Here is a 21,972-nt window from a genome sequence, read left to right as displayed (position 1 = left end):
GCCGTTACAGACCGACTTCCTTCATCAGCATGCCGACCTCGGTGTTGGTCAGCCGGCGCAGCCAGCCGGACTTCTGGTCGCCCAGCGCGATCGGCCCGAACGCGGTCCGCACGAGCTTGTCGACCGGGAAGCCCGCCTCGGAGAGCATGCGCCGCACGATGTGCTTGCGGCCCTCGTGGAGCGTGACTTCGACGAGGTAGTTCTTGCCGGTGTTCTCCACGACCCGGAAGTGGTCGGCGCGGGCGTAGCCGTCCTCGAGCTGGATGCCCTCCTTGAGGCGCTTGCCCAGCTCACGCGGGAGCGGCCCCTGGATGGCGGCGAGGTAGGTCTTCTTCACGCCGTACTTGGGGTGGGTCAGCCGGTGGGCCAGCTCACCGTGGTTGGTGAGCAGGATGATGCCCTCGGTCTCCGTGTCGAGCCGGCCGACGTGGAACAGCCGGGTCTCACGGTTGGTGACGTAGTCGCCGAGGCACTGCCGCCCGTCGGGGTCCTCCATGGTGGAGACGACACCCGCGGGCTTGTTCAGCGCGAAGAAGAGATGCGACTGGGTCGCGACGGTCAGGCCGTCGACCTTGATCTCGTCCTGCTCCGGGTCGACGCGGACACCCTGCTCGATCACGATCTTGCCGTTGACCTCGACACGGCCGGCGTCGATCAGCTCCTCGCACGCCCGGCGCGAGCCCATGCCGGCCCGGGCGAGCACCTTCTGCAGACGCTCCCCCTCCTGGTCCCCGAAGGTCTTGGGGGTCTTGATCTCCGGCTTGTTCGCGTAACGCTCGCGGTTGCGCTCCTCGGAGCGGGCGTCGTACTCGCGCGAACGCGCCGGCGCGGTACGGCCGCCACCGCGCTGCGGCGACTGCCTCGGGCCCCCCTTCGCGCCGCCGCGGGCCGCGCCGCCGCGCCCCTTCTTGGGCGCCTCGGTTGAGCCGCCCACGTCGTAGCGACGCTCCTCGGGGCGGGGCTTCCCGGCGCGCTTCTGCTTGTCGTCGCGGTCGTTGCCGGCGCCGCGGTAGTTGCCGCGCCCGCCGCCGCTGCTGCCGCGGCCGCCGCTGTTGCCACCACGGCTCCCGCCGTTGTTTCCGCTGCTGTTCCTGCCGCTGCTGCTTCGCATCAAATTTCCGTCTTGTCGTCTGCGTCCTCACGATCCGGTGCATCCGGATCGAACGACGGAACGCCTTCCTGCGTCTCGGCCTCGATCGCGTCCGCCTCCGGTAGGAAGGGCGCGAGCTCCGGAAGCTCGTCCAGGCCGCGCAGGCCCATCCGCTCCAGAAAGTAGTTCGTCGTCCTGTACAGGATCGCACCTGTTTCAGGTTCCGTGCCCGCCTCCTCGACCAGACCCCGCTGGAGGAGGGTGCGCATGACGCCGTCGCAGTTCACTCCGCGCACCGCGGAGACCCTGGAACGGCTCACCGGCTGCCGGTACGCGACGACCGCGAGGGTCTCCAGCGCGGCCTGGGTCAGCCGGGCATGCTGGCCGTCGAGGACGAAACGCTCGACGGCCGCGGCATGCTCCGGGCGGCTGTAGAACCGCCAGCCGCCGGCGACGAGCCGCAGCTCGAAGCCGCGGCCCTGGATCGTGTACTCGTCCGCGAGCTCCCGCAGCGCGTCCGCGACGGCCCTCCTGGGCTGCTCCAGCACCTTGGCGAGGTGCTCCTCCGTCGCCGGCTCGTCGACGACCATGAGGACGGCCTCGAGCGCGGGCTTGAGCTCGCTCACTGCTTCTCCTCCACGACTTGATCGAACTCGTCCGTCACGGCCACCGCCTCGGCGCCGCCCCCGGCCCACACCACCGTCAGCTCACCCAGCGCCTCCTCCTGGTCGAGCGCGACCGCCTTCTCCCGGTAGAGCTCCAGCAGGGCGAGGAACCGGGCGACGACGGTCAGGGTGTCCGGAGCGTCCTCCGAGAGCTCACGGAACGACGCCCTGCCCCGCTCCCTGAGCATGGCGACCACGACCTCGGCCTGCTCCCTGACGCTGACCAGCGGCGCGTGGATGTGGTCCACGTACACCTGCGGCTTCGCCTTCGGCTGCATGGCCTTCACCGCGAGCTTGGCGAAGCCCTCCGCCCCGACGCTGATGACGACCTCGGGCAGCAGCTCCGCGAGGTGGGCCTCGAGCCCGACGGTACGGGGGTACCGCCGCGCCTCGTCGTCGAGGCGCCGGTCGAAGATGTCGGCGATCTGCTTGTACGCGCGGTACTGGAGCAGCCGCGCGAAGAGCAGGTCACGGGCCTCCAGCAGCGCGAGGTCCGCCTCGTCCTCGACCTCGGCGGCGGGCAGCAGCCGGGCGGCCTTGAGGTCGAGCAGCGTCGCCGCGACGACAAGGAACTCGGTGGTCTGGTCGAGGTCCCAGTCGGGCCCCATGGCCCGGATGTACGCCATGAACTCGTCGGTGACCTTGGAGAGTGCGACCTCGGTCACGTCGAGCTTGTGCTTCGAGATGAGCTGCAGCAGCAGGTCGAACGGCCCCTCGAAGTTGACGAGCCGCACGGTGAACCGCCCGTCATCCGCCCCGTGCCGCTCCTCGGCACCGGTACCCGGCCGGGACGGCGCGGCAGAGACCGCCTCCGGGCCGCCGGGGCCGTCGCGCAGCGCCTGAACCTCCGGCTCCGGAGACTCACCGTTGGCTTCGGGAAGGGGCGGGACCGAGGAATCGCCCCCCTCGGGCTCCCGGGCCTCGGCCCCGGGCAGGGGCCGGATCGGGGATTCGATCACCTGGGCAGGCGCGCCAGCGGCCGCGTCCGACCGCTCCAGGCGCTCGCCTTCGCCCTCCGGGCCGGACGGGCCGTCCCCAGGGCCCTCGTCGTCACGCAGCGCACGCCCGGGCGGGGACGGGGTCGGCGAATCATCCGGCGGCGGCGCCGGCACGTCGACGTCGCGGAGCGCAGGGCGTTCGGGAGCCGGGGGCGCGTCCCCGGATTCGGGAAGGGGCGGGGTGGGGGAAACCGCTCCCCGGCGCGACGCGCCCGGCCCCCGTCCCAGGGCACGGCGGCGGGACGGGCCGGGCGGGTCGTCGGTCGGGGGCATGGCGGTCCAGGGAGCGGGAGGAACAGGCGCGCCCGCAGGCTACCCGCTCAGCGACCCCGCAGGCGTCTCACGAGGATGCTCGCGTCGCCCCGCTGCTCGAGGTCCGCGAGGACCACCGCCACCGCCTCGCGGACGATCCGGCCGCGGTCGACGGCCAGGCCGTGCTCGCCGCGCAGCACCAGCCGCGCGTGCTCGAGGTCCATGAGTTCCTCGGCGGAGACGTAGACCGTGATCTTCTCGTCGTGGCGTTCGCGCCCGCTGGGCCGGCGGTTCGCGCCGCGTCCCCGCCTGCGCGGCGCGGCGCCGGCGGCAGGGGCCGCGGCCCCGCCCTCCTGGGGGCGGCGCGCCTTGGGCGTCATCGCCCGTCCGGCGGCGGCCGCGGCGTCCGTGACCCGGCTGCGGCCCTCCTCGGAGGGGTCCGCGTCGGCCGCGGAGTGCTCCTCGGACGACGAGCCGGACGCCGGCACGGAGGCCGACTCGGCACCGGCCTCGTCCGGTTCGCCCTGCGCCGGCACCCGCGGTTCACCGTTGGCGTTCGACGTGTTCTGAGCGTTGTTCGGGGTGTTCGGGTTCCCCTGCTTGCGCGGGGACGACGACTGCAGCGCCATGCCCCCGGTCGTACGGAACAGCTCGTCGGCCCCGGGCAGACTCACTCGGCGTGACACCGGGCGAGCACCTCCCTGGCGAGCTGGCGGTATGCGGCGGCGCCGACGGAGTTCGACGCGTAGGTCGTGATCGGCTCGCCGGCGACCGTGGTCTCCGGGAAGCGGACGGTCCGCCCGATGACCGTGTGGTAGACGTGGTCGTCGAACGCCTCGACGACCCGCGCCAGCACCTCGCGGCTGTGCACGGTCCGCGAGTCGTACATCGTGGCGAGGATGCCGTCGAGCTCGAGGTCGGGGTTGAGCCGCTCCTGGACCTTCTCGATGGTCTCGGTCAGCAGCGCGACACCACGCAGCGCGAAGAACTCGCACTCGAGCGGCACTATCACCTTGTGGGCCGCGGTCAGCGCGTTGACGGTGAGCAGGCCGAGCGACGGCTGACAGTCGATCACGATGTAGTCGTAGTCGGACATCAGCGGCTTCAGCGCGCGCTGGAGCGTCGATTCGCGCGCGACCTCGCTCACCAACTGCACTTCCGCGGCCGAGAGGTCGATGTTGCTCGGCAGCAGGTCCATGTTGGGCACGGCGGTCTTCAGGAGGACCTCGTCGGCCGACATGCCCCGCTCCATGAGCAGGTTGTAGACGGTGAGGTCGAGCTCCATCGGGTTGACGCCGAGGCCCACCGACAGCGCGCCCTGCGGGTCGAAGTCGACGAGCAGCACCCGCCGTCCGTATTCGGCGAGCGCGGCGCCCAGGTTGATGGTCGACGTCGTCTTGCCGACGCCGCCCTTCTGGTTGCACATCGCGATGATCTTGGCGGGGCCGTGGTCGGTCAGCGGGCCCGGGATCGGGAAGTACGGCAGCGGACGCCCGGTGGGGCCGATCCGCTCGCGGCGCTGACGGGCAGCGTCGGGCGCGAGGGTGGCCGCGTACTCGGGATCGGGCTCGTACTCGGCGTCGGGGTCGTAGAAGTGCCCCTCGGGGACTTCCTCGTAGGCGGCGAAGTGGGTGGACTCTCGGCCACTCTCGTTGCCGGCCATGGCGTTCACGTGTTGGCCGTCCATCATCTTCATCGTGTGGGCTGTCGTCATGTGCGTCGTGTGCTGGTGCGTCGCGAAGGTGCGGACAGCGACGGAGCCGACATCCTCGAGACCGGACGACGGGCCCTGGCCCGCCGGAACCGTTCCTGGCCGACCACCCCCGGGAGTAAATGTCGACTCATTCACAAGTCGTCTTACCTCCTTGGACCGTGACCAGGAAACTTATCGATAGGTCAGCGTGGCACCATGCCGACGGTTTGCGACTCTATGGCGTGTCACCGGTCCGCAGCAACACAATCCGCCGGACCCGGCCCGATGTGTCGGCAATCGAACACCCCTCTGTCAAGGGCGCACAGGCTCTTCCGCGTGCCTCCGCCCGCACGTTTCGGGGGTTCGCGAAACGGTTAAAGGGTTACGTTCGAGGCGAGTTGAGCGAGCCCCGCAAAGCGGGCGCAGACGAGTCCGGCCGGACCTCGCTGAGCAAGGTCCGGCCGGACTCGTGATGTTGACGCCGCTGGTTGACCGCTCAGCCGAGCAGCGTGCTCAGCTCGACGCTCTCGAGGCCGTGCGCCTCGGCGACCTCACGGTAAACCACCTTGCCGTCATGGGTGTTGAGACCCTTGGCGAGCGCCGCGTCACGGCGCAGCGCCTCGACCCAGCCGTTGTTCGCCAGCGACACGATGTAGGGCAGCGTGGCGTTGGTCAGCGCGTAGGTGGAGGTGTTCGGCACCGCGCCCGGCATGTTGGCGACGCAGTAGAAGACCGAGTCGTGGACGTTGAACGTCGGCTCGGCGTGGGTGGTCGGACGCGAGTCCTCGAAGCAGCCACCCTGATCGATTGCAATGTCGACAAGTACACTTCCGGGCTTCATCTTGGCGACGAGCTCGTTGGTGACCAGCTTCGGCGCCTTGGCTCCGGGGATCAGCACGGCACCGATGACGAGGTCGGCCTCGACGACCGCCTTCTCCAGCTCGAAGGCGTTGGAGACGATCGTCTGCACCTTGGTGCCGAAGATCTTGTCCGCCTCGCGCAGCTTGTTGATGTCCCGGTCGAGCAGGGTCACGTGGAAGCCCATGCCGACCGCGATCTGCGTGGCGTTCCAGCCGGAGACGCCGCCACCGATGACGACGGCCTTGCCGGCCTGGGTGCCGGGGACGCCGCCGGGGAGCACGCCACGGCCGCCGGCCGAACGCATCAGGTGGTACGCGCCGACCTGGGGGGCCAGGCGGCCCGCGACCTCGGACATCGGGGCGAGCAGCGGCAGGGCGCGGTTCACCTCGACCGTCTCGTAGGCGATCGCCGTGGTGCCGGACTCCAGCAGGGCGTCGGTGCACTCGCGGGAGGCGGCAAGGTGCAGGTAGGTGAAGAGGGTCTGGTCCTTGCGGAGACGGTGGTACTCCTCCGCGATGGGCTCCTTGACCTTCAGCAGCAGGTCGGCGGTGGCCCAGACCTCGTCGGCGGTGGGCAGGATCCGGGCTCCGGCCGCGACGTACTCGTCGTCCGTGATCGAGGAGCCGACACCGGCGTTCTGCTCGACGAAGACCTGGTGCCCGTTGCGCACGAGCTCGTGCACGCCGGCGGGGGTGATGGCCACCCGGAACTCGTTGTTCTTGACCTCGCGGGGGATGCCGACCTTCACGTCGATCACGGTCCTTGGCTCAGGGGATTTATCGGTCGATGACGCGCGTACCCAGATGCACGCAGGCATACCGGGACACACCACGAGAAGCTGTGGCGTTGCCAGTCTAATGAAGGATTTCCCGCTGTCTAGCCTTGCAAAGCATTAACCTTCGCGCGAACTGCCACGGATTTCGTAGGCTGAATCCTCTGTTCCAAGCATTCTTTCCGCGGCAGTGCGGTGCAGCCTGGCCGCCGCCGGGTCGCCGAGTCTGTCGAGGGTGTCGGCAAGCCTGAGCTGCAGCGCCGCCTGGAGCCGTGTGTCCCCGGCCCGGCGGGCCAGGTCCACCGCGTCCTGGCAGGTGCGCAGGCAGTCCTCCGGCCGGCCCGCGTACTCCTGGACGCGGGCCGCCTCGCTCAACGCCCGCGCCTGGGACGGCAGATCACCGACCTTGCGATAGCCGGCGACCGCCGCCCGCCAGCTGCGCAGCGCCTCCCCGTACCGTCCCGCGTAGGTGTGCGCGGTGCCGAGCCGTCCGTACAGCCGCGCCTCGTCGGCGCGCTCACCGCGTGCCTGGCGCTGCGCGAGAGCCCGGCCGTACCAGTCGGCCGCCCGCTGCCAGTCGCCCAGTTCCTGGTACGCGCCGCCTACGGATTCCATCGCGCGGCCCGTCGCGTACGGATCGTTCGCGGCGCGACCCGCGTCGAGCGCGGCCCGGTAGCGGGCCAGCGCGTCGGCGGTGCGTCCGGTCTGCGCGTCCAGGTCGGCGAGGTTGAGCAGCGCGGCGGCCTGCTCACGATGCAGCCCGCGCCGTTCGGCGACGTCGAGGACCAGCTGGTGCAGCCCGTACAGCTCGGGGGCGGCCGCCTCGGTGCCCCAGTGCGCCGCCAGTGCCCTGACCAGGGCGGCGACGAGCCTGCGCGCCAGGGTGTCCAGCTCTCCGTCGTCGACGACGAGCCGGGCCGCGGCCAGCAGCTCCGGCCGGCTGGTGCGCAGCCACTCACCGGCGGCCCACGCCGAGGTGAAGCGCAGGGCGCGGGGCAGGGCGGCAAGCTTCTTGCGGGCCGGGGACCCTTCGGGCTCGGTGATCGCCCGGCAGGCCTGGAGCCGCCGTACGGTCCGTTCGAGCATCCTGGCCCGCGCCAGCTGCACCTCGGCGGGCCGGTCGGTGCTGTCCATCAGCGTGCGCAGCAGCGGCGCCAGCGCGCCCGGCACCTCGAACGACGCCCCGGCACGGCGCAGCAGTCCGAGTCCCGCGAAGCGGTCGAGGGTCTCCTGGGCGGCGGAGACGGAGCATCCGGCCAGCGCGGACGCGGTGTGCGCGTCCGCGCGGCCGGCGGGCGCGAGGGCAAGCAGCCGCAGCGTCCGCGCGGCCGACTGCGGCAGTGATTCGTACACCAGCCGGAAGGCCCTCGTCAGGGGCCTGGCCCCGGTCGGTCGGCCCGGGTCGTCGGGGAGGGTGCGCAGCCGCTTGGCGGCATCGGCGACCGAGGCATTGGGGCGGGCGGCGAGCCAGCCGCCCACCAGCACCAGAGCGGCGGGCTGACCGCCGCACTCCTCGGCGATCGCCTCGGCCGCCTGCGGGTCCACCGTGATCCGCACGGACCCGGTGAAGGTGGCGAGCAGCTCGATCGCGGACTTGGCGTCCATGCCGCCGAGCGTGCAGGGCCTCACGTCGGGGATGCCGGTGAGCGGGCCCTGGGACACGGCGACCACCAGGCAGTCCGGGTTCTGCGGCAGCAGCAGGTCGACCTGCTCGGCGTCCGTGACGTCGTCGACGAGCAGCAGCATCCTGCGTACGGCGAGGGCCTCACGCACGATCTCGGTCAGTTCGTCGTCGCCCGCGCCGGGCGGCGAGGCGATCCGGAGCCGGTCGAGCAGCCCGCGTGCCGCCTCCTCCATGGGGACCGGCCTGCCGTCCGGCTCGGTGAGCCGGACATAGAGGATCCCGTCGGGGTACCGGTCGCCCAGCCTGAGGGCGAGCTGTCGCGCGAGCGCGGAGCGCCCGGAGCCGGGACGCCCGGCGATCAGGAGCACCCGTGCGCGGGGCGCCTTACGTCCGGCGAGCGTGTCGAGACCGGCGCGCTCGATGTCGGCGACGAGCGCCTTGAGCTCCCGCTGCCGCCCGAAGAACACCCCGCCGGTGTGCGCGCTGTCCGGCCGGGCTGCTCCGGACTGCTTCGACCCGCCGACGGCCCCGCCCTCAGGGGCGCTCCTCCGACCGGCCCGATCCGGACCGCCCGCCCCCGGCCCCTCGGCCTCCCGAAGCCGACCGGCCGCCGGACCGGCCACGTCGGGCCAACCGGCCGCCTCGGCCGTCCCGTCCGTTTGCGGGGCGGTATCGCTGCCGTTCGGTCCTCCGCGCTCCGGAGGTACGCCGCCCCCGACCGGGCCGCCCTCCGGGAGCCCACCGGCTCCCGGACCGGTCGCACCGGTCCCGGCCGTCTCGTCCGCCTGCGAAGAGGCATCGGCGTCATGCGGCCCTTCGGCCTCCGGGGTTACGGCGAGCCCGGCCGGGCCGGTCGCGGGCCAGGCGGCTGCCTCGGCCGTCTCGTCCGCCGGCGTGACAGCGTCGGCATCGTGCGGCCCTCCGGCCACCGAGAACCCACCGGCTTCCGGACCGGGCTCCGCAGGTTCGTCCCCTGGGGTCGAGGCATCGACGTCGCGCGGCCCACCGGCCTCCGGGCCTACGGCGACCCCGGCCGGGCCGCCCTCCCGGAGCCCACCGACCCCCGGACCGGCCCCGACCGCCTCGGCGACCGGCGCCCGGTCGGGCTCCGCAGGGTCGTCCGCCTCGGGCGGAGCGTCCGCCTCTTCCGGGACGGGGGCGACGGGCGCGGCGTCCGCGCCGGGTGTGGCTGGGGCGCGGGTCAGGGAAACGACGCGGGGGCCAGCTCCCGCCGAGGTCTCCGAGCGGTCGTCGGGACCCTTGGGGCGGTGGGCCGGCTCAGGAGGGACCGACCGGTCGGGGCCGTCCAAGTCCAGCGCCTGATCCGTCACGGGCCACGCTCCAGTCCGCCGTGCACGAGCCGAGCCCGGCGGGGCTCCGCGCGGGCGATTCGAGCGTAGTTCACGCTCTGCGACGATCCGTGCGGAGCACGGCGCAGTCGTCGCCCGATCGGATCAGCGGATCGTCACATCACATACGGCCAAAGGGGGTGGTCACGCCTCGAAGGGCCGCGCCGGCCACGGCGCCTCCGCGGGGCGCAGCGCGTCGAAGCCCTCGCCCCCGCGGGCCGCCACCGCGGACAGCACGCCGACCACCAGGCACGTGTTGTGGAGATCCCCGGCGAGCACACCCTGGACCAGTTCGTCGAGCGGCACCCGGGCCAGCTCCATGTCGGCCTCCTCCTCGGAGACCTCGAACCGGTCGCCTTCCGCCTCGGACAGCTCCCGCGCGAGGAAGATCCGTACTGCCTCGTCGCAGCCGCCGGGCGTCGTGTAGACGTCGGCGAGCACCCGCCAGTCCTCGGCCTTGACGTGCGCCTCCTCGTACAGCTCGCGCTGCGCCGCGTGCAGCGGGTTCTCCCCCGGCACGTCGAGCAGCCCGGCCGGGATCTCCCACAGCTTGTGCCGCACGGGGTGCCGGTACTGGCGGAGCACGATGACCCGGCCCTCGCCGTCGAGGGCGAGTACGGCGACCGACCCCGGGTGCACCTGGTAGTCGCGCTTGACGACCGTGCCGTCGGGCATGACGACGTCGTCGGTACGGACGCTGGTCTTGTTGCCCTGGAACGGCGTCGTGGTCGCGGTGACCTGCCAGTGCTCGGGCGTGTCCTTGATGGCCATCGAAAGCGTCCTTCCACCCACACATACGGAAACCGGGGTACGGATCCTTCTCAGGTCCGTACCCCGGTCAACCGTATCGTCTGGCGTGTCACTGACCGGACTTGCGCTCCACGGCCGCCTTCACCAGACCGGCGAAGAGAGGGTGCGGACGCGTCGGGCGGGACCGCAGCTCCGGGTGGGCCTGGGTGGCGACGAGATACGGGTGCACCTCGCGCGGGTACTCGACGTACTCGACGAGCCGGTTGTCGGGGGACGTGCCGGAGAAGAGGATGCCCGCCTTCTTCTCGAGCTCCGCGCGGTAGGCGTTGTTGACCTCGTAGCGGTGGCGGTGGCGCTCCTCCACGTAAGGCTCGTCGCCGTAGACCTCGCGCACGATGGAGCCGTCCGCGAGCTTCGCCGGGTACAGGCCGAGACGCATGGTGCCGCCGAGGTCGCCGGCGCCCTCGACGTACGCCAGCTGCTCCTCCATGGTGGAGATCACCGGGTGCGCGGTGGCCGCGTCGAACTCGGTGGAGTTGGCGTCGGGGATCTCCGCCAGATTGCGCGCGGCCTCGATCACGATGCACTGCAGGCCGAGGCAGAGGCCGAGCAGCGGGATCTTGTTCTCGCGGGCGTACTGGATGGCGCCGACCTTGCCGTTGACACCGCGCTCGCCGAAGCCGCCGGGGATGACGATCGCGTCGACGTCGCCGAGCTGCTTCGCGGCGCCCGCCGGGGTCTTGCAGTCGTCGGAGGTGACCCACTTGACCTGGACACGGGCCTTGTTGGCGAAGCCGCCGGCGCGCATGGCCTCGGTCACCGACAGGTACGCGTCGGGCAGGTCGATGTACTTGCCGACGAGCGCGACGGTGACCTCGTGGTCGGGGTTGTGGACCCGGTCGAGCAGGTCCTCCCAGACCGTCCAGTCGACGTCGCGGAACGGCAGGTCGAGCTTGCGCACGACATAGGCGTCCAGGCCCTCGGTGTGCAGGACCTTCGGGATGTCGTAGATCGACTTGGCGTCGATGGCGGCGACGACCGCGGCCTCGTCGACGTCGCACATCAGCGAGATCTTGCGCTTGATCGCGGTCGGCACGTCACGGTCGGCGCGCAGCACGATCGCGTCCGGCTGGATACCGATGTTGCGCAGCGCCGCGACCGAGTGCTGGGTCGGCTTGGTCTTCAGCTCGCCGGAAGGACCGATGTAGGGCAGCAGCGAGATGTGCACGACGAAGACGTTGTCGCGGCCGACCTCGTGGCGGACCTGGCGGACCGTCTCCAGGAACGGAAGGGACTCGATGTCGCCGACCGTGCCGCCGACCTCGGTGATGACGACGTCGACGTCGTCGGTCGCCATCCGGCGGATACGGGACTTGATCTCGTTGGTGATGTGCGGGATGACCTGCACGGTGTCGCCCAGGTACTCGCCGCGCCGCTCCTTGGCGATGACCTGCGAGTAGACCTGGCCGGTGGTGACGTTGGCGGAGCCGTCGAGGTCGACGTCGAGGAAGCGCTCGTAGTGGCCGATGTCCAGGTCGGTCTCGGCGCCGTCGTTGGTGACGAACACCTCACCGTGCTGGAACGGGTTCATCGTGCCCGGGTCGACGTTCAGGTACGGGTCGAGCTTCTGCATGGTGACCCGAAGGCCCCGTGCCTTGAGCAGCGCACCCAGGCTGGAGGCCGTGAGGCCCTTGCCGAGGGAGGAGGCGACACCCCCGGTGACGAAGATGTGCTTGGTCGTCATGGATTTGGGCGGCATCGCCAAGAGGGGGCTCCCGTGGTCGCGAAGTGAGGTGCGTGCCGGCCGCCGACCCGGATCGGGGGCGCCGTCGCTGCGGTTTCGGGGCCTTCCGGCCACCGGTCCACGGGGTACCAGGGTATCAGCGACGGGGGTGGGCCGCCGCCCGGCCACGCCCGTGCAAGCGTCCCGGCGGCGCCGGAGGTACCGTGACCACAACGCGCGGGAACCGCTCACCGCGGCCCACGTGCCGCTCACCCGTTCGCCGCACCTGTGTTGCGGGGACCCGACACAGATCGCCGACGTGCGTCGTATCCTGCTCGGAAACTCGCTGCCGAGCCGGACCTGTGAACGGACACCATCCCCAGACCGTCACCCGGAACACGGCGCCCCCCACCAGGCACGTGGCAACACCTCCCGCGTGGTGTTTTTGGGGTCGCCGCGGCTTGTCAACGACCCTTGACCGCAGTAAGCGCCCCGCGGGGCGGACATGGCCGTTCGACTGGAGATGCACGTGGCCGGGCGCATCGAGGATTACGCACTCATCGGAGACATGCAGACCGCGGCACTGGTCTGCCGGGACGGCACAGTGGACTGGCTGTGCCTGCCGCGCTTCGACTCGCAGGCCATTTTCGCCGGGCTGCTCGGCACGGAGGAACACGGTTTCTGGCGGCTCGGGCCCGCGTTCGAGCCGCACGGCGAGGCGCCGGACGCGACCCGCCGCACGTACCGTGGCGACTCGCTGATCCTCGAATCGGAGTGGGACACCCCTCGGGGCACGGTCCGAGTGACCGATTTCATGCCGCCGCGTGACGGCGCGCCGCAGCTGATCCGGATCGTGGAAGGTGTCTCGGGCCGGGTGCGGATGCGCTCCGCCCTGCGGATGCGTTTCAGCTACGGACGGATCGTTCCGTGGGTCCACAAGGTCGACAACCGCACGGTCGGCGTCGCCGGCCCCGACTCGGTGTGGCTGGACTCGGACACCGACACGTACGGCAAGGACCTCACGACGTACTCGGACTTCACCGTCGCCCCCGGTGACCGGGTCACCTTCACGCTCAGCTGGCAGCCGTCGCACAAGGAGCAGCCGGCCCTCCCCGACCCGCAGGGCTCGCTGGAGGCCACCGCCGACTTCTGGCGCGAGTGGGTGGACCACTGCACGTACCACGGCCCGTACCGCGAGGCCGTGGTCCGCTCGCTGATCACGCTGAAGGCCCTCACGTACGCGCCGACCGGCGGGATCGTCGCCGCGCCCACCACGTCGCTGCCCGAGGAGATCGGCGGCGTCCGCAACTGGGACTACCGCTACACCTGGCTGCGTGACGCGGCGATCACCCTCTCCTCGCTGCTGCGCACCGGCTACCGCGAAGAGGCCCGCGCCTGGCGCGAGTGGCTGCTGCGGGCCGTCGCCGGCGACCCGGAGAACCTGCAGATCATGTACGGCATCGCGGGCGAACGCGAGCTCGGGGAGGCGGAGCTCGACTGGCTGCCCGGCTACGAGAACTCGGGTCCCGTGCGCGTCGGCAACGGCGCCGCGCACCAGCTCCAGCTCGACGTGTACGGCGAGGTCACGGAGGCCCTGCACCTCGCGCACATGACCGGCCTCGCACGCAACGACTACGCCTCGCTGCTCCAGCTGAAGCTGATCCGCTACCTGGAGAAGCACTGGGACCAGCCGGACGAAGGCATCTGGGAGGTCCGCGGACCGCGCAGGCACTTCGTGCACTCCAAGGTGATGGCGTGGGTGGCGGTCGACCGGACGATCAAGCTGATCGAGTCCGGTGACGCGGACGGGCCGCTGGAACGCTGGCGCGACCTGCGTGACGAGATCCACCGCGACGTCTGCGAGAAGGGCTACGACCCCGAGCGCAACACCTTCACCCAGTCCTACGGCTCCAAGGAACTGGACGCCTCCCTGCTGCTGATCCCGCAGATGGGCTTCCTGCCGCCCGACGACAAGCGGGTCATCGGCACGATCGAAGCGATCCAGCGTGAGCTGTCCACCGAGGACGGCTTCATCCTGCGCTACCCGACCGAGGGCGCGCACGAAGGCGTCGACGGGCTGCCCGGCGACGAAGGCGCCTTCCTGGCCTGCTCGTTCTGGATGGCGGACGACCTGGCGATGATCGGGCGGGTGGACGAGGCGCGGCGGCTGTTCGAGAGACTGCTGTCGCTCCGCAACGACCTCGGACTGCTCGCGGAGGAGTGGGATCCGAGGCTGCAGCGGCAGGTGGGCAACTTCCCGCAGGCCTTCAGCCATGTCCCCTTGATCGACACGGCGCTGCGGCTGACCGCGTCCGGGGCCTACGGTGGCTAGGAGTCCGCTGTTGTCCTTGGAACTGTCGCCCCGGTAGCGTCCTCGGCCATGGAAACGCAGGGCGGCATCACCGTGCGGCGGGCACTGGAACTCCCCGGCCTCCGCAGTGGACTCCCGGAGGTGCTGGCCGGCGCCGACCGGCTGGAGCGCACCGTGCGCTGGGTCCACGCCGGTGAGGTGCCCAACATCGCCTCCCTGCTGAAGGGCGGTGAGCTGCTTCTGACGACGGGTCTCGGCCTCGGGACCCGTCCGGTGGAGCAGCGGGCGTTCGTCCACCGGCTCGCGGAGCGCGGCATCGCCGCGCTGGTGGTCGAGCTGGGCCCCCGTTTCTCCCGGCTGCCGGCCTCGATCGTGGAGGCGGCGCGGGCGGCCGGCCTCCCGCTGGTGCAGCTGCACCGCGAGGTGCCGTTCGTCACGGTCACCGAGGAGATCCACACCGAGATCGTCAACGGCCACTACGCGCTGCTCCAGCAGGCGGAGGAAGTGCACCGCCGCTGCACCGAGGCGCTGCTCGGCGGCGGCGGGGTACCCCAGGTGCTGGCGATCCTCGCGTCCTTCACCGGCGATCCGGTGTTCCTCGAGACCCCCGACGGGCAGCTGCTGTACGCGGCGGACACCCCCGGCGGCGAGCCGGGCGCCGCCGACCCCCTTCAGGTGTGGCAAGGGCTGCGGGGCGGCCGGCAGGACGGCCCCCCGGCGAACGCGGTCCTCGTCGACGTGCCCGGCGGCGGACGAGGGGCCGGCGCGGTCCGTGCCCGCCTGGTGCTGCTGGCCGTGTCCTCCCCGGTGCTGCCGGTGCACCGGATGGCCGCCGAGCGGGCGGCGGGCATCCTCGCCGTGGTGCTGATGCAGGCGCGCCAGGAGGAGGAGCTCGCGGCGCGCGGCCGGGGGGACTTCCTGACCGACCTGGCGGAGGGCCGCATCACGCCGGAGGACGCGCCCGCGCAGGCCAGGGTCCTCGGCTTCAAAGCGGGCGCGGGGCCGCTGCTGCCGGTGGTGATGCGGATCGCGGCCGAACTGACGCCCAGCGGCAACTGGTCGGTGCTGGCACGGGCGGTCTCCGAGGAACTGTCGTCGCTCGGGGTGCCGGTGCTGCTCGGCGTACGGCCGGTGGAGGGCCGGGTGCCGCTCCTCGTCGGACTGCGCGCGGAGGGCGACCGGACCGCCGTCGCGGACCGGGTGGCCGAGGCGCTGCGCGCGGGGGTGGCCCGCGCCGGGCTCGAGAGGGCCGGCGCGCATCCGCCGGTCGTCGTGGTCGCCGCCGCGGGCGGCTGGGCCGCGGCCGGCGCCGCGCTGCGCCACGCGGCGGAAACGGCCGCCGCGGCGCAGGGACTGGACGACCGTCCCTGGTACGACGCCCGCCGCCTCGACATCGACCTGCTGCTGTGGCGGCTGCGCGAGCATCCGGACCTGGCGGCGTTCGTCGACCGTGCGATCGGGCCCCTGCGGGCCCATGACACCACGTCACGTCCTCCGCTGCTCCCCACCCTGGAAACGTATCTGGCCCATGCGGGCCGCAAGGCGGAGACGGCGCGGGAGCTGCATCTGAACCGGCAGACCCTCTACAACCGGCTGGCCCGGATCGGGGAACTGCTGGGCACCGACCTGGAGGACCCGGAGACGGTCCTGGCCCTCAGCCTGGCGCTGCGGGCCCGCCGTCACACCCGCTGACCGGGACGGGCGGGGCGGCTAGGCGCCGGTGAGCGCCAACTCGTCGTAGACGCTGAGGACTTGCGCGACCGTCTCGTCCTCCGTCGGCCACGTCCCCGCCTGTGTCCGTCCCGCCTGTGAGAGCCACGCCCGGTGCGCCGGGTCCGACAGCAGCCGGGTCACGGCGGCCGACAGGGCGACGGGATCGCCGTAAGGGACCAACTCGGCGGCTTCCCCGACCAGTTCCGGCACCCCGCCGACCGCCGTGGCGACCAGCGGCACGCCCAGCCTCAGCGCCTCCTGCGCGAGCACGGAACGGGCCTCCCAGCGCGAGGGCAGTACCGCCACGTCCGCCACGGCCAGCAGCGCGGGAACGTCGTCGTGCCGGCCCAGCAGCCGGACCTGCAGCTCCTCGGCCGTGATCCGGCGCTGGAGCGCCGCCCGCTCCGGTCCCTCCCCCGCGATCAGCAGCAGCGGCGCGGGGTCCAGGCCGCTCCAGGATCCGGCGGCGTCGAGCAGCGTCCCGTAGCCGCGGTGCCGTTCGAGGCTGCCGACGGCGAGGAGTAACGGACGCCCGACGACGCCCAGTTCGGCACGCAGCTTCGCGTCCGGAACGGGCGGGGCCTGCGGGGCGGGCGTCGCCACCGGGGCGAGCCTGGCATCGCGGGCGCCGCAGGCACGCGCCCGGTCGACCAGTTCCGAGCAGGTACCGAGGACGACCGAAGACGCGCGCACGGCCCTTCGTTCGAGCAGCCGCAGAACCGCTGCCCTCGCGCCCTCTCCCTGGGTCGTCGTGTGCCAGGTGACGACGAGCGGGATCCTCGAACGCTGTGCGCCGAGGGCGAGCGAGGCGCGCACGGCGGCGTGGAGCCCGTGCGCATGCACCACGTCCGCGCCGGCGCACGCCGCGCGCAGTGCGCCGATGGCTTGCGGGTCGCTCCGGCGCGGGACCGGCGCGAAGTGCGCGCCGGCGCCCCGGAAGTCGTAGATGTCGTCGATGCGGGCGGGTGCGCACACCGTCACCCGCACGCCCCGTGCCACCAGCCCCGCGGCCAGCGACCTGACGTGCGCGCTGCTGCCCGCACTGCCGCCGCCCAGTACTTGGACCGTACGCAGCTGTGTCACCCGCCAAGGATGCCAGTCCGTACGGACGTTCCGGCACCGTCCGGGTGTCGTGCCCGTGTACGTACGCGGCTCCGGTGGACCGGGATCACTCACATGGGTGATCCGGCGAGGCGGCTGACCTCGACCGGGTCACCGGCGGGCGCCGCCGGTGATCCTGGGCGGCGCCCACGAGACCGACTTGATGCACGGACCCGGCGCGCCCGCCCCCGGCGAACGCCCCCGCCGGGGCGGGAGCGTCGGAAGGAGCTCGGCGGCGGGGGCTCTAACCGTCGGCGCGTGCGGTGGCCAGCAGCTCCTCCGCGTGGGCGCGGGCGGTCTCCGAGTCCTCCTGGCCCGCCAGCATCCGCGACAGCTCCCGTACCCGGTCCTCGCCCTCGAGGACCGTGACACCGCTTCGCGTGACCGTGCCGTCGTTGGTCTTCTCGACCAGCAGTTGGCGGTCCGCGAACGCCGCCACCTGCGGCAGGTGCGTCACGACCACCACCTGCGCCGACTTCGCCAGCTTGGCGAGCCGGCGGCCGATCTCGACCGCCGCCTTGCCGCCGACCCCCGCGTCCACCTCGTCGAAGAGGTACGTCGGCACGGGATCGGTCCCGGCGAAGACGACCTCGACGGCGAGCATCACCCGGGACAGCTCACCGCCCGAAGCGCCCTTGGCGATGGGACGCGGCGGGGCGCCGGGGTGCGGGGCCAGGAGCAGCTCGACCTCGTCGACGCCGGAGGGCCCGTACACCACACAGCGGCCGCCGACCTCGACGCCCGAGGCCTCGTCGGCGGACTCCGTCTGCCGGACGGCGAACGACACCCGCGCGTGCGGCATCGCGAGGGAGGCGAGTTCCTCCGTGACGGCCTCGGCGAAACGCGCGGCGGCCTCCGTGCGGGCGTCGGTCAGCGCCTGGGCGAGACCGGACAGCTCGGCGCGCAGCGCGTCCCGTTCGGCCGTCAGCTCGCCGATGCGGTCGTCGTCGCTGTCCAGCTCGGTGAGCCGGACAGCGCCCTCCTCCGCCCAGGCGAGCACGCCTGCGATGTCCTCGCCGTACTTACGGGTCAGCTGCGTCAGTGCCGCCCGGCGCTCCTCCACCGCGGCCAGCCGCAGCGGATCGGCGTCCAGGTTGTCGGCGTATCCGGCGAGCTCTCCGGCCACGTCACCGAGAAGGATGGAGATCTCGCCGATCCGGTCGGCCAGGGCCGCCAGCGCCGGATCGTGGGACCGTACGGCCTCCAGCGCCCGTCCCGCGCCCGCGACCAGGGTCGTGGCGTCGACGACCTCCGGGTCCTCCGGGTTGCCCGCGAGGCCCGCGTGGGCGAGCGAGGCGGCGGACGCGAGGGCTTCCGCGTGGCCGAGCCGCTCCGCCTCCGCCGCGAGTTCGACGTCCTCGCCGGCGCGAGGTTCCACGGCGGCGATCTCGTTCAGGCCGAAGCGCAGCAGGTCCGCCTCCTGGGCCCGCTCGCGTGCCCGCGTGGTCAGCTCCTCGAGCTCCGTGCTGACGGCGCGCAGCCGCCGGTAGGCGGCCGCGTACTTGGCGTGCGGGACGGCGACGGCGTCGCCCGCGTACCTGTCCAGCGCCTCGCGCTGCCTGGCGGGCCGCAGCAGGCCCTGCTGGTCGGTCTGGCCGTGCACGGCCACGAGCTCGTCGGCGAGCTCGGCCAGCATGCCCACCGGCACGGAACGCCCGCCGAGATGCGCCCGCGAGCGCCCCTCGGCAGAAACGGTCCGGCTGACCAGCAGCGTGCCGTCGTCGAGCTCGGCGCCGGCCTCCTCCGCGCGCAGCGCGGCCGGGGCGTCGGCGGACACCCTGATCCGCCCCTCCACGACGGCCGACTTCGCGCCGATCCGCACCAGAGCCGGATCGGCCCGCCCGCCGAGCAGCAGCCCCAGGCTGGTGACGACCATGGTCTTGCCGGCGCCCGTCTCGCCGGTCACCGCTGTGAATCCGGGCGACAGCTCGACAACAGCGTCGTCGATGACCCCGAGTGACCGTATCCGCATCTCCTCCAACACGGACACGACCATACGAGGTCCGGCCCCCGGTGTGCGACGGGCCCCGGCGTCCGATTCACTCTCCCGGGCAATACCGGAGCCCCGGGAACGCGCGCGGGCGACCGCCGCGGCCCGTCACCGTCCGTGCCGGGACGGGCAGGACCGGACCGGGGCGTACCCGTGACGATCACTCTTCCGGCCCGGTCCGTCCCGCCCGCGGAACCCCGTCCTGTGACGCGCCCTACTCGGGCGGCGCCCCACGCCAGCCGGAGACCGGCAGGGCGAACTTCGCCACCAGCCGGTCCGTGAACGACGCGTGATGCAGCCTGGCGAGGCGCACGGGCACGGCGCCCCGCCGGACCTCCACCCGCGCCGCGTGCGGCAGTTCGACGGTCCGGCGCCCGTCGCACCACAGCACACCGTGCGGGGTGTGCGGCTGGACCTCGACCGCCAGCACCGACGTCGGCGACGTCACCAACGGCTTGGCGAACAGCGCGTGCGCGCTGATCGGCACCATCAGCAGCGCTTCCACCTCGGGCCAGACCACCGGCCCGCCGGCGGAGAAGGCGTACGCCGTCGAACCGGTCGGCGTCGCGCACACGATGCCGTCGCAGCCGAACCCGGTGGCCGGCCGGCCGTCGATCTCCAGGACGACCTCGAGCATCCGCTCGGGCGACACCTTCTGCACGGCCGCCTCGTTCAGCGCCCAGTCGCGGTGCACCACGTCGCCGTTGGAGCGCACGATCACATCGATGGTCATCCGCTCCTCGACCTCGTAGGCGCGGGTCACGACCCGGTCGACGACCTTGTCGAGGTCGTCGCGCTCCGCCTCCGCGAGGAAGCCGACCCGCCCCAGGTTGACGCCGAGCATCGGCACCCCCGAGGCCCGGGCGAACTCGGCGCCCCGCAGCAGCGTCCCGTCGCCGCCGAGGACGATCAGCAGCTCGCAGCCGTCGAGGACCTCCGGCGTCGCGTCGACGACGGTCTCGACAGAGGCGGGCAGCGGCAGGTCGACCGCCTCCGCCGCCAGTACGCGTACGCCGATGCCGCAGCGCAGCAGTCCCTGTACGACGAGCTCGGCACTGCGGATCGCCGCGGGCCGTCCCGTGTGAGCGAGCAGAAAAACAGTACGTCTCGAAGTGTTGCCGCTGGTGCCCGGTGTCGTTCCTGATGTCGTGGTCAACGAGGTCCCTCCGCCACTGCGCGGTCGACGTCCGCCGGATCGAGCTCGGGCGCCCCGGCCCTGAGCCACAGAAAGTATTCGACGTTGCCCGAGGGTCCCGGTAGAGGGCTGGCGGTGACGCCCCGCACACCGAGTCCGAGCTCCGCCGCCCGGCGCGCGACGGCCCGTACGGCGTCGGCCCGCAGTTCGGGGCTGCGCACCACTCCCCCGCTGCCGAGGCGCTCCTTGCCGACCTCGAACTGCGGCTTGACCATGAGCACGAGATCCGCGTCTGGCGCGCTGCAACGCACGAGAGCGGGCAGCACGAGCCCGAGCGGAATGAAGGACAGATCGCCCACCACAAGGTCCACCGGCTCTCCGTCGATCGTCTCCAACGTCATTTCTCGCACGTTGGTACGGTCCTTGACGGTGACGCGTTCATCGCTCTGCAGGGACCAGGCGAGCTGCCCGTAGCCGACGTCGACGGCGACGACGTGCCGGGCGCCCGAGCGCAGCAGCACATCGGTGAAGCCGCCGGTCGACGCCCCGGCGTCCAGGGCCCTGCGTCCCTCGACCTCCAGACCGAGGGGCACGAAGGCGGCGAGCGCGCCCGCGAGCTTGTGTCCGCCGCGCGACACGTAGTCGGGGTCGCTGTCGTCGGCGGCGACGACGATGGCCGCACTCGTCTCCACCTGGGTGGCGGGCTTGGTGGCCGTGTTCCGGCCGACGGTCACCCGCCCCGCGGCGATCAGCTGGCTCGCGTGCTCGCGCGACCGCGCGAGTTTCCGGCGTACCAGCTCTGCGTCGAGACGGCGGCGGGCCACTCCTGCCACGTACGGTTCAGCTCCTGTGGTTGTGCGGTTCCGGCTGGGGTCCCGGGCGGGTGTCGAGCGCGGTCAGCGCGTCCCTGAGCCCCCGGTGTACATCCTCGTACACCTCGAGGTGGCCGTCCGCAGCGAGGTGGTCGACATCGCCCAGCCGCTCCAGCAGCGCGTCGACACCGGCGTCGCCGGTGGGCACCCGCTGCACACCCAGCGGCGTGGGGGCCGCCGGGTCGTACGCCTCCGCCACCGGCACGCCGCCGTCGGGCTCCTGCGGACCGGGGGCGGGCATCGAGTCACTCATGCCCAGACGCTACCGCGAAGCCCTGCGGTAACGTCGCCGCCGATGGCCACCACGCAGGAGTGCCGCGGCGCGCTCGACAGACTCTCCGACAACCTGGCGACGGCGAACGGCGACGTACGGACCGCCGCCGCCCTCGACCGTTCCCTCAGCTGCCACATCACGGACCTGGACGTCACGTTCACCGGCCGGCTGGCGAACGGCCGGATCACGGTGACGGACACCGCACCGGGACCGCCACGGGAGAAGGCGCAGATCCGCCTCGCGATGACGGGCGACGACCTGGTGTCGATGGTGGACGGCTCGCTGAACTTCGCGAAGGCGTGGGCGTCGGGGCGGGTCCGCCTGGAGGCGGGCTTCCGCGACCTGCTGCGCTTGCGGACGCTGCTCTAGCCGCGGCGCGTTTCCCCACCCCGCCCTTTCCCCGCTCTACCGATGTGCGGCTCCGCCGCGTGGCGGGCATGCCTTCGGACCCCGTACCGCCCTGCGGGCGGCGTACCGGGCTCTGCCGCGCGGTGCCCTCGAACTCCCCCCTACGGCCTGGCGGCCGTGGGAGGTGCCCTCAGGCGGGCTGGACATACCGCTGCGCGACACTCCACCCGTGCCCTGGCGGCGGAAGCTTTCGCTCCGCGACATCAGCCACGCCGGCAACTCACGCCCTGCCGGCGGCTCCGGCGTTGTCGGGCAACTCCAGCCCCGCTGGGGGCACCACCCACGGCCGCCAGGCCGTAGGGGGAGATTGAGGCGCGGGGGTCCGGTGGGGGTCCCCCCACTCTCTCTTGTGGACGGCCTCTCCCGCCCGTGGGGACAGGGACGAAGAACC

17 protein-coding genes are annotated in these 21,972 nt (G+C 72.4%); 3 read left to right on the top strand and 14 right to left on the bottom strand.

Going from position 1 to position 21,972, the window contains the following annotated elements; all coding sequences use genetic code 11:
* Positions 1-4 precede the first annotated feature (4 nt).
* The 9 genes from AB0K36_RS30120 to pyrG all read right to left on the bottom strand — a co-directional run bounded on the left by AB0K36_RS30120 (position 5) and on the right by pyrG (position 11,813).
* On the bottom strand, positions 5-1,111 hold the full coding sequence (locus AB0K36_RS30120) for a pseudouridine synthase (protein WP_364600332.1): 1,107 nt from the start codon (positions 1,109-1,111) through the stop codon (positions 5-7).
* Positions 1,111-1,716: an SMC-Scp complex subunit ScpB gene (gene scpB / locus AB0K36_RS30115; protein ID WP_037775071.1), complete on the bottom strand. Its 606-nt coding sequence runs from the start codon at positions 1,714-1,716 to the stop codon at positions 1,111-1,113. Before scpB ends, AB0K36_RS30120 begins: the two co-directional genes overlap by 1 nt.
* Complete coding sequence (locus tag AB0K36_RS30110; protein WP_364600330.1) at positions 1,713-3,026, bottom strand: segregation/condensation protein A; 1,314 nt, start codon at positions 3,024-3,026, stop codon at positions 1,713-1,715. Before AB0K36_RS30110 ends, scpB begins: the two co-directional genes overlap by 4 nt.
* Positions 3,027-3,073: 47 nt before the next feature.
* Entirely contained in the window at positions 3,074-3,691 is a 618-nt protein-coding gene (locus tag AB0K36_RS30105) for a hypothetical protein (RefSeq protein ID WP_364600328.1), read from the bottom strand.
* Positions 3,676-4,854 carry a ParA family protein gene (locus AB0K36_RS30100; RefSeq protein ID WP_159693344.1) on the bottom strand — a complete coding sequence of 393 codons (1,179 nt, stop codon included), beginning with the start codon at positions 4,852-4,854 and terminating at the stop codon, positions 3,676-3,678. The genes AB0K36_RS30105 and AB0K36_RS30100 overlap by 16 nt, the downstream gene beginning before the upstream one ends.
* Positions 4,855-5,194: 340 nt before the next feature.
* Positions 5,195-6,307, bottom strand: a complete 1,113-nt coding sequence (ald, locus tag AB0K36_RS30095; protein WP_364600359.1) for an alanine dehydrogenase — start codon at positions 6,305-6,307, stop codon at positions 5,195-5,197.
* Between the two features lie 144 nt (positions 6,308-6,451).
* Complete coding sequence (locus AB0K36_RS30090; RefSeq protein ID WP_364600326.1) at positions 6,452-8,422, bottom strand: tetratricopeptide repeat protein; 1,971 nt, start codon at positions 8,420-8,422, stop codon at positions 6,452-6,454.
* 1,026 nt (positions 8,423-9,448) lie between these two features.
* Positions 9,449-10,075 (bottom strand): NUDIX domain-containing protein, encoded by a 627-nt coding sequence (locus AB0K36_RS30085; RefSeq protein ID WP_364600324.1) that lies wholly within the window; start codon positions 10,073-10,075, stop codon positions 9,449-9,451.
* An 88-nt stretch (positions 10,076-10,163) separates the two neighbouring features.
* Entirely contained in the window at positions 10,164-11,813 is a 1,650-nt protein-coding gene (gene pyrG, locus AB0K36_RS30080; protein ID WP_159693338.1) for a CTP synthase, read from the bottom strand.
* Positions 11,814-12,282: 469 nt separating this feature from the next.
* Between pyrG and AB0K36_RS30075 the strand changes: the two genes are divergently transcribed.
* The gene (locus AB0K36_RS30075) at positions 12,283-14,109 is read left to right on the top strand and encodes a glycoside hydrolase family 15 protein (RefSeq protein ID WP_364600322.1); all 1,827 of its coding nucleotides are present in this window, start codon (positions 12,283-12,285) and stop codon (positions 14,107-14,109) included.
* 48 nt (positions 14,110-14,157) lie between these two features.
* Positions 14,158-15,780, top strand: a complete 1,623-nt coding sequence (locus AB0K36_RS30070; RefSeq protein ID WP_364600320.1) for a PucR family transcriptional regulator — start codon at positions 14,158-14,160, stop codon at positions 15,778-15,780.
* Between the two features lie 18 nt (positions 15,781-15,798).
* Here AB0K36_RS30070 and AB0K36_RS30065 read toward each other — a convergent pair whose 3' ends face one another.
* The 5 genes from AB0K36_RS30065 to AB0K36_RS30045 all read right to left on the bottom strand — a co-directional run bounded on the left by AB0K36_RS30065 (position 15,799) and on the right by AB0K36_RS30045 (position 21,152).
* Positions 15,799-16,884 carry a glycosyltransferase family 4 protein gene (locus AB0K36_RS30065; protein WP_364600318.1) on the bottom strand — a complete coding sequence of 362 codons (1,086 nt, stop codon included), beginning with the start codon at positions 16,882-16,884 and terminating at the stop codon, positions 15,799-15,801.
* Positions 16,885-17,146: 262 nt separating this feature from the next.
* Positions 17,147-18,892, bottom strand: coding sequence for a DNA repair protein RecN (gene recN / locus AB0K36_RS30060; protein WP_364600316.1), 1,746 nt, complete (start codon positions 18,890-18,892; stop codon positions 17,147-17,149).
* Between the two features lie 214 nt (positions 18,893-19,106).
* The gene (locus AB0K36_RS30055; RefSeq protein WP_189473554.1) at positions 19,107-20,048 is read right to left on the bottom strand and encodes an NAD kinase; all 942 of its coding nucleotides are present in this window, start codon (positions 20,046-20,048) and stop codon (positions 19,107-19,109) included.
* Positions 20,045-20,860 (bottom strand): TlyA family RNA methyltransferase, encoded by an 816-nt coding sequence (locus AB0K36_RS30050; RefSeq protein WP_005319200.1) that lies wholly within the window; start codon positions 20,858-20,860, stop codon positions 20,045-20,047. Before AB0K36_RS30050 ends, AB0K36_RS30055 begins: the two co-directional genes overlap by 4 nt.
* 7 nt (positions 20,861-20,867) lie before the next feature.
* Positions 20,868-21,152 (bottom strand): hypothetical protein, encoded by a 285-nt coding sequence (locus tag AB0K36_RS30045; protein WP_364600314.1) that lies wholly within the window; start codon positions 21,150-21,152, stop codon positions 20,868-20,870.
* Between the two features lie 42 nt (positions 21,153-21,194).
* Here AB0K36_RS30045 and AB0K36_RS30040 point away from each other — a divergent pair, with 42 nt between their 5' ends.
* Positions 21,195-21,542: an SCP2 sterol-binding domain-containing protein gene (locus AB0K36_RS30040; protein WP_364600312.1), complete on the top strand. Its 348-nt coding sequence runs from the start codon at positions 21,195-21,197 to the stop codon at positions 21,540-21,542.
* Positions 21,543-21,972 lie beyond the last annotated feature (430 nt).

Source organism: Streptomyces kurssanovii (assembly GCF_040677245.1).
GTDB classification, from domain to species: Bacteria; Actinomycetota; Actinomycetes; order Streptomycetales; family Streptomycetaceae; genus Streptomyces; species Streptomyces kurssanovii.
Note: the sequence above shows the minus strand (reverse complement) of the source record. Positions and strands in the feature narration are given on the sequence as shown.

Excerpts from the sequence above, each read along its gene's own strand:
- pyrG (WP_159693338.1), bottom strand. The coding sequence starts at position 11,813 with ATGCCGCCCAAATCCATGACGACCAAGCACATCTTCGTCACCGGGGGT.
- AB0K36_RS30040 (WP_364600312.1), top strand. The coding sequence starts at position 21,195 with ATGGCCACCACGCAGGAGTGCCGCGGCGCGCTCGACAGACTCTCCGAC.
- AB0K36_RS30120 (WP_364600332.1), bottom strand. The coding sequence starts at position 1,111 with ATGCGAAGCAGCAGCGGCAGGAACAGCAGCGGAAACAACGGCGGGAGC.
- AB0K36_RS30085 (WP_364600324.1), bottom strand. The coding sequence starts at position 10,075 with ATGGCCATCAAGGACACGCCCGAGCACTGGCAGGTCACCGCGACCACG.
- AB0K36_RS30070 (WP_364600320.1), top strand. The coding sequence starts at position 14,158 with ATGGAAACGCAGGGCGGCATCACCGTGCGGCGGGCACTGGAACTCCCC.
- AB0K36_RS30075 (WP_364600322.1), top strand. The coding sequence starts at position 12,283 with ATGGCCGTTCGACTGGAGATGCACGTGGCCGGGCGCATCGAGGATTAC.
- AB0K36_RS30045 (WP_364600314.1), bottom strand. The coding sequence starts at position 21,152 with ATGAGTGACTCGATGCCCGCCCCCGGTCCGCAGGAGCCCGACGGCGGC.
- AB0K36_RS30110 (WP_364600330.1), bottom strand. The coding sequence starts at position 3,026 with ATGCCCCCGACCGACGACCCGCCCGGCCCGTCCCGCCGCCGTGCCCTG.